Raw genomic sequence first — 9527 nt, 5'->3', positions numbered from 1 at the left:
GCACCGAGGTCGCGGCGCGCCGACCACGTCACGGCGAAGACGAGGGTCGGGATCGCGGACTCGAGCGCGCCGCGCCAGCCGCCGATCGCCTGGGACAGCTTCTCCCGCAGCAGCTCCTCGACGGTCGCGTAGCGGCGCAGGTCCGCCTCGGAGCGGGCGACGGCCCCGGGCTCACTCATGGGCGCCGCCGCTTCGCCCGATGATCTCGTAGGCGGGGTTGAAGATCGTGGTGACGCCTCGGTGCGTCGTCACCCGCCCCGTGGCGCGCAGGCGCGTGCCGGGGCTGATCCCGGGGATGGTCCGTCGGCCGAGCCACTCGAGCTGCAGCGCGTCGGTGCCGTCCCACAGGTCCACCACGAGCGCCGGCACGTCGCTGCGCGGCCGCAGCGTCACGGAGCGGACCTCGCCGTGCACGGTGACGAGCGACCGGGGGCGCACGCTGCCGATGTGCACCCCGCCCGCCTCCGTGGACTGCTGCTTGAGCTGGTCCGAGTCGATGTCGTCGCTGGATCGGGTGAGGTGCTCGGTGAGGCGACGCAGGGCCCTCCGGCGACCGCTCGTCATGCCGGGGTCACCGGACCTCGGTGATCTCGGGGCCCCGCTCGAAGGGCTTCAGCTCCTCGGCTCGGCGGGCCTGCCCCTCGGGCGCCTCGGCGTCCGGCGACGTCTCCGCGGCGGGCTGCTCGGGCAGCCGCAACGGCAGCAGCTCGCGTGGGGGCATCGCCTCGTCGCCCCGGTCGACGACCGTGGACCGGATGAGCTCGACGATCGGCTCGGCAGCGGCCGGGTCGATGGCCGCTCGCCCGCTGATCACCGCGCGGAGGAACCATCTGGGCCCGTCGATGCCGACGAACCGCGCGGGCATGAAGACCGTGCGCCCGTCGGCGCCCGCCTGCGGCATCCGCGTCTGCAGCTCCTCGCCGAAGTCTCCCGTGACCACCTCGGCCGTGCCGCCGGCGTCGGTGATGCTCTCCGCGATCTCGTTGCGGATCTCGACCCACACCCCCTCCGTGCGCGGAGCGGCGAAGGCCTGCAGCTGCACCGCGGACTCACCGACGATGGCGGTCACCCCGGTGATCTGCTGCTCCTGCTCGTTGAGCTCGAGACGCAGCTCCATCCCCGCCTGGCCCTTGACCCACAGCGAGCCGAGGACGAGGTAGTCGTCGGCGTCGGCCTCGGCCAGGGCCGAGCGGTCCAGCGGGCCCACCGACGTCCGGGTGTGCGGGTCGGCGACGTCGGCACCGGCGACGCCGGTCTCGGCGACCTCGTCCGTCTCGTCCGGGCCGGAGGCGCGGTCGGCCTCGGCCGGCGACTCCTGGCGCCGCTTGTCCCTGCCCCGGCTGAAGAGTCCCACGTCGTCCCGTCCTTCGTTTGCTGCTGTCGTGTCCTGCTGGATGCTGCGAGCCGGCGCGCTCCTCAGGCGCCGCCGTCGACCGGGTCCGGTCCGAACCCGCCGGTGGACCCATGTCCAGTGTCGCCCCGGGACGTCGGGTCGAGCGAGTCCGCCTCGACGAACCGCGCCCGGGCGACCCGCTGGACGACGAGCTGGGCGATGCGGTCTCCCCGCCGCACGGTGAAGGGCTCGGCGGGGTCGTGGTTGACGAGGTTGACGAGCACCTCCCCCCGGTAGCCGGCGTCCACGGTCCCCGGCGCGTTGACGATCCCGATGCCGTGGCGGGCCGCCAGCCCAGAGCGCGGGTGCACGAACCCGGCATACCCCTCGGGCAGGGCGAGCGCCACGCCGGTGGGCACGAGGACCCGGTGCCCGGGCGCGATGGTGACGTCCTGGCGGGCGAGCAGGTCGGCGCCGGCGTCCCCCGCGTGGGCGTAGGCAGGCAGCGGGAGCCCCGGGTCGAGCCGCACGATGGCGACGTCGACCTCGCGGGACGCGGAAGGGTCGGTCACGAGGACCGACCCTACTTGCTTCACGATCCGCCTCAGGCGGCGCACTCCGTGCAGATCATCTGGCCGCCGACCTCCTTGGCCAGCTGGCTGCGGTGGTGCACGAGGAAGCACCGCGAGCACGTGAACTCGTCCGCCTGCTTCGGCAGGACGCGCACGGACAGCTCCTCGCCGGACAGGTCCGCGCCGGGCAGCTCGAATCCCTCGGCCTGCTCCGTCTCGTCGACGTCCACACTGGACGCGCTCTTGTCGACGCGCCGCGCCTTGAGCTCCTCGAGCGAGTCCTCGCTGAGGTCGTCGTCGGTCTTGCGTGGCGCGTCGTAGTCAGTTGCCATGTCTCGTTCTCTCGTTCCTCGCTGGTGCAGCGCCGTGATCCTGTGTCGTGGAGGAACGTCCGCCCGATGAGCCTTGTTCCCGTGCCATGCCGCCCGCCCCCATTGCCGGTGTGGGCGGATTGTGCACCAGTCCGGGGCGGCTTGTCATCTCGGTTCCACCGACGAGGGCGCGGGGCGCGCGGTCGTCCTCGCCGGGCCGGTCGACTGGACGCCGGGTACCGCCGTGACGGTACGTTCTACCGACCGACCCAACCGCAGCAGCGCCGGAGGTGCACCATGATCGAGTTCGTCCAGGAGATGAGGTCTCGGGTCAGCCACGCTCTCGACGACCTCGCCCGGGCCCGTGCCGAGGGTGACGAGTTCCGCGTCCAGGTGCACACCGGAGAGCTCGAGAACTTTGCCCACCTGGCGCACGAGCACGGAGTGCGGCTGGTGGAGCTCGACCCGTATCGGGCGGCCTGAGCGCAGCCGTCCAGCCGTCCTTGGTGAAGGCTCCCCGTCGTCGGGTCGACGACCGAGGTGGCCCTACAGAGGCCTACGGATCAGGAAGTTGTCCTGCTGGGGGATCGGGCTCCCCAGGCCGAGCAGCGTCTTCGACACGTGGTTGGCGTTGAAGTGGACGTAGGCGGTTCCGTCACGGGCGTCCAGCTCGAAGTAGTCGCCGATGAACAGTCCGCCGAGCAGCGGGTCCGCCTCGGTCTCGTCGGAGGACGGGGTCAGCCTCGTCCGCGCGGTGACCGCCCCGCTGTTGGAGACGGTGACGAGCTCCACGTCCTGGCGGTTGTGGAACACCGGGTCGAAGCGGTTGGTGTAGTACGCGATGGCGACCTTGCCCGTCCGCGGGGCGGTGTCGATGGTCGGGAAGTAGTTCTCGTCGCTGAGGGAGACCACCCGGACCGGGCTCCAGCTGGCACCGAGGTCGTCGGACCAGGTCAGCTTGACCTGAGCGTTCTCACAGACCGTGTCCAGCGGGCGCGTGCCGCACGCGTCCCAGACCACCCACAGCCGCGGGCGCCCGTTGACCATCGAGACCGTGTTCTTCGGATAGCTGGCGATCCGGAAGTCGTTGGCGTGGAGCAACCCGCCGAACGGGATGGCCAGGGGCTCCCGGTGGATCACGTGGGTCGGGCCGAAGGCGGTGCTGCCGGCGGGAGCGACCCGGCTCTTGAAGATGAAGGTCTGTGGCTGGTTGAACAGCTCTCCCCGGATCTGCGCCCAGGTGATGTAGGTGCGGCCGTCCGGCCCGACGGTGACGTCGCTGAACTGCACGTCGGGGTCGCCGTCGCTGATCTTGATCGGCGCCGTGCAACGGCTCAGCAGACCGTCGCAGCGCACCGCGTAGATGCTGGCGGTGAACCCGGCGGGGTTCTTCGCCGTGAGGTCGAAGTCGCTGTACGTGACCCAGACGACCTGTCCCGCGGAGCCGCTGTGACCGACATACATCCACGGCTTGTCGATGAAGTGGCCGGCGCGGTTGGTCGCGACGAAACGGCGGGTCGGCCAGCAGCTGGCAGCGTCACCGCCGGGGCAGCTGGCCAGCCGCTGCGGGGAGGACCGGTAGACGGTCGCGCCGTTGGTGTTCGCCGGCAGGTTGGTGAAGTCCACGTCCACCGGGAAGCTCAGGCTCGCCGCGTACAGCTCGCAGTCGGCCGTCGCGAAGACGATGGGGTCGCCGCCCGACGGAACCTGCTTGCCGCCCGTCTGCACGGTGGGCAGCAGGCCCTCGTTCGTCACGGTTCGGCCGTCGTCGGCCGAGAAGTGCCAACCGGTGAAGTTTCCCGCGGGGTTGAGCAGTCCGCGGTAGTCGTTGGTGCCGCCGAGGACGACCTTCGACGGCCCCGGACAGGTGCTCACCGACTCCTCGTTCTGGGGCAAGCCGGTCTGGTCCCGGTTGAAGGGAGCCAGGCTCCCCCGGGCCGCCGCCTGTGGGCCGGCACTGGACCTGATGGACGAGGCTGCGGACCTGACCGCTCGCGCCGCCTCGACGTGTGCCCGTTGGCGCTCGCTGGCCCGCTCCGGGTGAGCCATCAGGTAGGCCTGCAACGCCGGCGAGGAGATCCGCGACAGCGCCGTCGCGCTCGGTGCGCCGGGAGCAGACGAGGCGCCCGCGGGGGTGACCGCCAACGCGCCGACCACCGCGATGGACATCAGCCAGGGCAGCCGGCGTCCCCTCGCTGTCCTGGTCCGCGGCCCTGCCGCGGCCGTGACCTGGTGCCGTGACCCATGCCGTGCTACTCCGAGCATGACTACCCCTTCCGGCTCGCACCGATGGCGGGTCGCCGTCCGACCCGATCGCCGCAGGTGGTGCAGGAAGTGCCACCGCCCGGCGGCAACCCACCATCATAAGCACGTGGTGAGCAGCGGCTCCACTACGCCTTTCGGACGCGCGGTTCGTCAGCCGAGGAAGAGCGAGCGCACCCGCTCGAGGAGCTGTGGTCCGGCCGCCACGGTGAGCGCCTTGCCCGGCCGGTCGACGCGACCGCCGACGAGGCCCCCGGCCTCCTCGACGATGATCCAGCCGGCGGCGAGGTCCCACGCGTTGATGCCGGACTCCGCGTAGGCGTCCACGGAGCCGTCCGCCACCCGGACGAGGTCCAGCGCCGCGCTGCCGATGCGGCGGATGTCGCGCACGGCGGGCAGCACCCGGCGCAGGATCTCCGCCTGGCGCGCCCGCACCTCGGCGTCGTAGCCGAAGCCCGTGGCGAGCAGCGCACGGTGCAGCCGGTCCTCGGTGGACACCCGCAGCGCGGCCGACTCGGCATGCCCGGTGCCGGCGTCCCGCTCCGGGCGGGTCCACGCCCCTCCGCCGCGGCGGGCGTGGTGGACGAGGCGGCGGCACGGGTCGCACACGGCACCGGCGATCGGCGTCCAGCCGCCGTCCGCGCGCGCGTCGCCCACGACGACGGCCACGGACACGGCATACGCCGGGATGTCGTAGAGGTAGTTGACCGTCCCGTCGATGGGGTCGAGGACCCAGGTGAGGCCGGAGGTGCCCGCCACGTCGACGCCCTCCTCGCCGAGGATGCCGTCCTGTGGCCGGTGCTCCCGGACCAGCCGGTGCAGCAGGGCCTCCGAGCGCTGGTCCATCACCGTCACGACGTCCGTGTCGCTCGACTTCGTCGCCTCGACGCGCACCCGCCCCGGCCGCTCGTCCCGGATCAGCGCGCCTGCGGTGACGGCGAACTCGACGCAGAGCCGCTCGAGCTCGACGAGCAGGTCGTCGGTGACGTTGGGCTGGGTCTCCATCGTGATCTCCTCAGTCCTGGCCGCACAGCGCGGGTCGGGCGGTGCGCAGATTGGGACAGCAGCCGGCCGCGCACACCGAGGGCATCCGCCCCTCGAACTGCGGCACCTGCTCCCCCCGGGCCTCGGCGGCCCGCTCGGCCACGGCCTCGACGAGGTCGGCGACGAACACCGGGTGGGTGCCCACGGTGGGCACGCGCACGAACTGCAGCCCCGCCCGCTCGGCCGTCGCCCTCGCCTCCGTGTCGAGGTCGTAGACGACCTCCATGTGGTCGGAGACGAAGCCGATCGGCGCCACGACGACAGCGCGGATGCCGCCCTCGGCGAGCTGCTCGATGCGGTCGCCCACGTCGGGCTCGAGCCACGGCTGGCCCGGCGCGCCGGAGCGCGAGCAGTAGACCAGCTCCCCGGTCAGGCTCCGCCCCAGCGCCCGGCCGGCCTCCCGCTCGAGGTAGGCCGCGAGGGCGAGGTGCTGGCGCCGGTAGAGGTGGCCCTCGCCGTCCCCGGGGCCGGACGTCTCGTCCATGGCCTCCGGGATCGAGTGCGTGACGAAGAGCAGCGCGAGCTCGGCGTCGGGCATCCCGTCGAGGGCGCGGAGGGACTGGACCAGGCCGGTGAGGTTGGCCCGGGCGAAACCCGGCCGCACGGCATACGGCGCGATCTTGTCCACCGTGACGTCGAGGCCCTCGGCGGTGACGGTGGCGACGGCATCGGCGAGGTTCTCGCGGTACTGCCTGCAGGAGGAGTAGGAGGAGTACGCGCTGGTCGGGATGACGACGAGCCGGCGGTGGCCGGCCGCGGCCGCCTCGCGCAGCGCCTCGTCGAGGAAGGGCGCGCTGTTGCGGTTGCCCCAGTAGACGGGCGTCGCGACGTTCCGGCAGTCCAGCTCTGCCCGCAGCGCGGCCACGAGCGCGCGGTTCTGGTCGTTGATCGGGCTGCGGCCGCCGAGGAGGAAGTAGTGCTCGCCGACCTGCGCGAGTCGCTCCTCGGCAATGCCGCGGCCCGCCGTCACGCGACGCAGGAAGGGCATCACCTCCTCGGGGTGCTCCGGGCCGCCGAAGCCGAGCAGGAGGATGCCGTCATAGGGCTCGATGTCCATGCGTTCCCTGTCGGTGGGGCCCGGAGCGAAGCTGCGTCGGGGCGTTGAGGTCCAGGTGGACGGCGACGAGGCGGACCGAGAAGACGAGGAGCGCCGCGCCCCAGGGGACGAGCCCGCCGAGGCCTCCCAGCCGGTCGGCTGCGACGACGAGGACGGAGCCGAGCGTCGCCGGCACGGCGTAGAGCTCCCGGCGCAGCACCTCGGGCACCGTGCCGGCGAGCACGTCCCGCACGACCCCGCCGCCAACCGCCGTGACGACGCCGACGATGACCGCGGCGACGGCGGGCACCCCCGGCACGCTGATCGCCTTGAGGCTGCCGGCGACGGCGAAGGCGCCGAGACCCGCCGCGTCAAGGATCCGCACGAGCCGGGTGATCCGCTCCACGGCCGGGTGGAAGGCGAACGTGACGAGCCCGCCGAGGGCCGCCGCGGTGAGCAGCCGCCAGTCGCTGATGCCGACCGGTGGCACGTCCCCGAGCAGGACGTCGCGCAGGATGCCTCCTCCGAGCGCCGCGGCGCACGCGAGGACCAGGACGCCGAAGAGGTCGAGCCGCTTCTTCACCGCGACCAGGCCGCCGGAGAGCGCGAACACGAACACGCCGACGACGTCGAGGGCGAGCTGCGCGGACGAGGACTGGATGAGCATGCCAACCAAACCGTACCGGTGCGGCGTGGAGGCTTTCTCCCCGGGCGCGCGGGGTGGCATGCTCGACGGGCCAGCCAGGCGACGACCGATCCGGGAGACTCCATCCATGCAGGACCTTCGCCTCATCGGCGTCCACGAGGACGGGATGCACCTCATCCTCGGGGACGACGAGGGCAACCGCTTCCGGGTGCCGCTCGACGAGCCGCTGCGCGCGGTCGCCCGGCGCGACCGGCCCCGCCTCCGGCCGACGCAGGCACAGCCCGGCGGCGGGCAGGGGCTGCGACCGCGCGAGGTCCAGACCATGATCCGGGCGGGGCTCAGCCCGGAGGAGGTCGCCGAGCTGGCCGGCTGGACCGTCGAGAAGGTGCACCGCTACGAGGGGCCGATCCTGGCCGAGCGCGAGCACGTGGCCGGCCTCGCCCAGCAGGTGCGGCTGCGGTCGCGTGGCGGCCCCCACGGCGCCGCGCCCACCCTGGGCGCTCGGGTGGCCGAGCGGCTCGCGTCCCGGCACATCGACGCCGGCGCGGCCCGGTGGGACGCCCGACGGGAGGACAAGGGGGCCTGGTCGGTGGTGCTGTTCTTCAACGCCGGCGGGCGCCAGCGAGAGGCGGCCTGGGACTTCGACCCCCTCACCCGCACGGTCTCGGCCACTGACGACGAGGCCCGCTGGCTCTCCGAGGACGACGTCGTCGAGGCGACCGGGCCGTTGCCCACCCCGCACGCGAGCGCGCCGGTCGGCCCCACCCAGGTCTACGACGTGGAGGCGGAGGGCGGCGTGGGGGCGCCGCGGCGGCGCGAGGCGGCCGAGGCCGTCGACCTCATGACCGCCATGCGTGAGCGCAGCGCCTCGCGCGGTCGGCGTCGCCGGGGCCGGGCGAGCGAGGTCCCCGGTCTCGAGGGCGCCCCGGAGGAGGCCCTGCCGCTGGAGGACCTCGTCGTGCCCACGTCCCAGGCCGGTATGCCGCCGGCCGCGCACACCCACCCGGAGGACGACCCCGACGCCACGCCCACCCGGCCGGCTCCGGTCGAGCCCGCCGCCGCACCGGCGGGCCAGGACGTGGACGTGGACGTCGACCAGCTCGAGCAGGAGACCGTCGACGCGCTGGCGAGCGGCGCGCCCGAGCCGGTGGTGGACGACACGGCATACGACGCGGAGGACGACGGGTACGTCCTCGAGGAGGACGTCGCCCACGAGCCCGCCCACGAGCCCGCCCCGCCGCGCCAGCCACCCGGTCGCAAGTCGGGCCGGCCCAGCGTGCCGAGCTGGGACGACATCGTCTTCGGCCGCAAGCCCCACTGAGCTCGGCCGGCCGCTGCTCTGGTGGAGAGGTCACGACGGCGCGACGAGCGCGGCGAGCCGCCACGTCCCGCCGTGCCGGCTCATGGTGACCGCGCCCAGCGGAGGCACGTCGGCACGCAGCACCGCCGTGCCAGAAGCGCCCAGGGCGTGGGCGAGGGCGGCCCGGACCACGAGCGGGGTGACGACGGCGACCGCTCCGCCCGGGGGCCACGACACGGCGTCGAGGGCCTTGCCCACCCGCCGCACGAGCGCCGTGAGCGACTCACCGCCGTGCGGGACCGCGTCCGGGTCGCGCAGCCAGGCCGTGACCCCGTCGGGGTCCTCGTCGAGCACCTCGGCGAGGGGACGGCCGGCCCAGCGGCCGACGTCGGGGCCGGCGAGGTCCGCGAGCACGGGGGCGGCGCCGAGCCCGAGCAGGCTGGCCGTCTGCCCGCAGGCCGGCTCCGGCCCGCTGACGCACGCGGCCCGCCTCGCGGGCCACGACCCGACGCGCGCACCGGGCGCCAGCCCGGAGGTGTCACCGAAGACCCCTTCACGGGTCCGTCTCGTCTCGGCATGGGCGAGCACCGTCAGACGCATGGTCTCTCCCGCACAGGCACATCCGTGACCGTATCCCCAACGGTCCCCAGCCGGGATCGCGGGGCAGCCGCCACGGCCGGCTCGCCAACTCCCCGTGCCCGGTGGGGTGGGCCTCATCCGGGTCGCCGTTGCCCGGATCGCCGCGGATCGCTACGTTGGGGCCGTTCGTGTGGGTGCTGGAAGTCGGTGAGATCCCGACGCGGTCGCGCCACTGTGATGGGCTCCGGGTGCTCCCGGGCCCGAGCCAGACCCATCCCCACGCCGACTCCGCCACGACGGGCCGCCCGAGCCCACTAGGAGAGACGATGTCGCAGATCACCGCCACCCCCGTTGCCGTCCCGGCCCTTCCCGTCATCTCGGTGCGCCGGGTGCTGCCCTGGCTCGTCTTCGCCGCGCTGCTCGGGCTCGTCGGCATGTACTTCG

The 9527-nt window shown here is 73.5% G+C and carries 11 protein-coding genes; 2 read left to right on the top strand and 9 right to left on the bottom strand.

The genetic code is table 11. From position 1 onward, the window contains the following. Nucleotides 1–171: 171 nt before the first annotated feature. The 4 genes from VFJ94_RS02535 to VFJ94_RS02520 all read right to left on the bottom strand — a co-directional run bounded on the left by VFJ94_RS02535 (nt 172) and on the right by VFJ94_RS02520 (nt 2237). Nucleotides 172–564, bottom strand: a complete 393-nt coding sequence (locus VFJ94_RS02535) for an OB-fold nucleic acid binding domain-containing protein (RefSeq protein WP_325002607.1) — start codon at nt 562–564, stop codon at nt 172–174. A gap of 7 nt (nt 565–571) precedes the next feature. Then, entirely contained in the window at nt 572–1354 is a 783-nt protein-coding gene (locus VFJ94_RS02530; RefSeq protein ID WP_325002606.1) for a DUF3710 domain-containing protein, read from the bottom strand. A 62-nt stretch (nt 1355–1416) separates the two neighbouring features. After that, nucleotides 1417–1905 (bottom strand): dUTP diphosphatase, encoded by a 489-nt coding sequence (gene dut, locus VFJ94_RS02525; RefSeq protein ID WP_325002605.1) that lies wholly within the window; start codon nt 1903–1905, stop codon nt 1417–1419. 32 nt (nt 1906–1937) lie between these two features. Next, nucleotides 1938–2237 (bottom strand): DUF4193 domain-containing protein, encoded by a 300-nt coding sequence (locus VFJ94_RS02520; protein ID WP_325002604.1) that lies wholly within the window; start codon nt 2235–2237, stop codon nt 1938–1940. Between the two features lie 276 nt (nt 2238–2513). On the opposite strand from VFJ94_RS02520, the gene VFJ94_RS02515 reads away from it, so the two are divergent. Continuing rightward, complete coding sequence (locus VFJ94_RS02515) at nt 2514–2699, top strand: hypothetical protein (RefSeq protein WP_325002603.1); 186 nt, start codon at nt 2514–2516, stop codon at nt 2697–2699. A 63-nt stretch (nt 2700–2762) separates the two neighbouring features. Here VFJ94_RS02515 and VFJ94_RS02510 read toward each other — a convergent pair whose 3' ends face one another. From VFJ94_RS02510 to VFJ94_RS02495, 4 genes are all read right to left on the bottom strand, one after another. Beyond that, nucleotides 2763–4385, bottom strand: a complete 1623-nt coding sequence (locus tag VFJ94_RS02510; protein WP_325002602.1) for a hypothetical protein — start codon at nt 4383–4385, stop codon at nt 2763–2765. A 246-nt stretch (nt 4386–4631) separates the two neighbouring features. Further along, nucleotides 4632–5483, bottom strand: a complete 852-nt coding sequence (locus tag VFJ94_RS02505; RefSeq protein ID WP_325002601.1) for an inositol monophosphatase family protein — start codon at nt 5481–5483, stop codon at nt 4632–4634. Nucleotides 5484–5493: 10 nt separating this feature from the next. After that, nucleotides 5494–6579, bottom strand: a complete 1086-nt coding sequence (hemH, locus tag VFJ94_RS02500; protein WP_325002600.1) for a ferrochelatase — start codon at nt 6577–6579, stop codon at nt 5494–5496. Continuing rightward, nucleotides 6560–7225 carry a trimeric intracellular cation channel family protein gene (locus VFJ94_RS02495; RefSeq protein WP_325002599.1) on the bottom strand — a complete coding sequence of 222 codons (666 nt, stop codon included), beginning with the start codon at nt 7223–7225 and terminating at the stop codon, nt 6560–6562. Before VFJ94_RS02495 ends, hemH begins: the two co-directional genes overlap by 20 nt. A gap of 106 nt (nt 7226–7331) precedes the next feature. Between VFJ94_RS02495 and sepH the strand changes: the two genes are divergently transcribed. Next, on the top strand, nt 7332–8525 hold the full coding sequence (gene sepH / locus VFJ94_RS02490) for a septation protein SepH (RefSeq protein ID WP_325002598.1): 1194 nt from the start codon (nt 7332–7334) through the stop codon (nt 8523–8525). A 30-nt stretch (nt 8526–8555) separates the two neighbouring features. Here the strand turns inward: sepH and VFJ94_RS02485 are convergent, their stop codons facing one another. Beyond that, nucleotides 8556–9104: a histidine phosphatase family protein gene (locus VFJ94_RS02485; protein WP_325002597.1), complete on the bottom strand. Its 549-nt coding sequence runs from the start codon at nt 9102–9104 to the stop codon at nt 8556–8558. Between the last annotated feature and the right edge of the window lie 423 nt (nt 9105–9527).

Source organism: Intrasporangium sp., assembly GCF_035688975.1.
Lineage (GTDB): Bacteria > Actinomycetota > Actinomycetes > Actinomycetales > Dermatophilaceae > CALMNV01.
This window is presented reverse-complemented; position numbering and strand designations above follow the sequence as displayed.

What these genes read in the sequence shown, in the direction of transcription:
- VFJ94_RS02535 (WP_325002607.1), bottom strand. Translation starts at nt 564, where the DNA reads ATGACGAGCGGTCGCCGGAGGGCCCTGCGTCGCCTCACCGAGCACCTC.
- VFJ94_RS02520 (WP_325002604.1), bottom strand. Translation starts at nt 2,237, where the DNA reads ATGGCAACTGACTACGACGCGCCACGCAAGACCGACGACGACCTCAGC.
- VFJ94_RS02515 (WP_325002603.1), top strand. Translation starts at nt 2,514, where the DNA reads ATGATCGAGTTCGTCCAGGAGATGAGGTCTCGGGTCAGCCACGCTCTC.
- VFJ94_RS02510 (WP_325002602.1), bottom strand. Translation starts at nt 4,385, where the DNA reads ATGTCCATCGCGGTGGTCGGCGCGTTGGCGGTCACCCCCGCGGGCGCC.
- VFJ94_RS02505 (WP_325002601.1), bottom strand. Translation starts at nt 5,483, where the DNA reads ATGGAGACCCAGCCCAACGTCACCGACGACCTGCTCGTCGAGCTCGAG.
- hemH (WP_325002600.1), bottom strand. Translation starts at nt 6,579, where the DNA reads ATGGACATCGAGCCCTATGACGGCATCCTCCTGCTCGGCTTCGGCGGC.
- VFJ94_RS02495 (WP_325002599.1), bottom strand. Translation starts at nt 7,225, where the DNA reads ATGCTCATCCAGTCCTCGTCCGCGCAGCTCGCCCTCGACGTCGTCGGC.
- sepH (WP_325002598.1), top strand. Translation starts at nt 7,332, where the DNA reads ATGCAGGACCTTCGCCTCATCGGCGTCCACGAGGACGGGATGCACCTC.
- VFJ94_RS02485 (WP_325002597.1), bottom strand. Translation starts at nt 9,104, where the DNA reads ATGCGTCTGACGGTGCTCGCCCATGCCGAGACGAGACGGACCCGTGAA.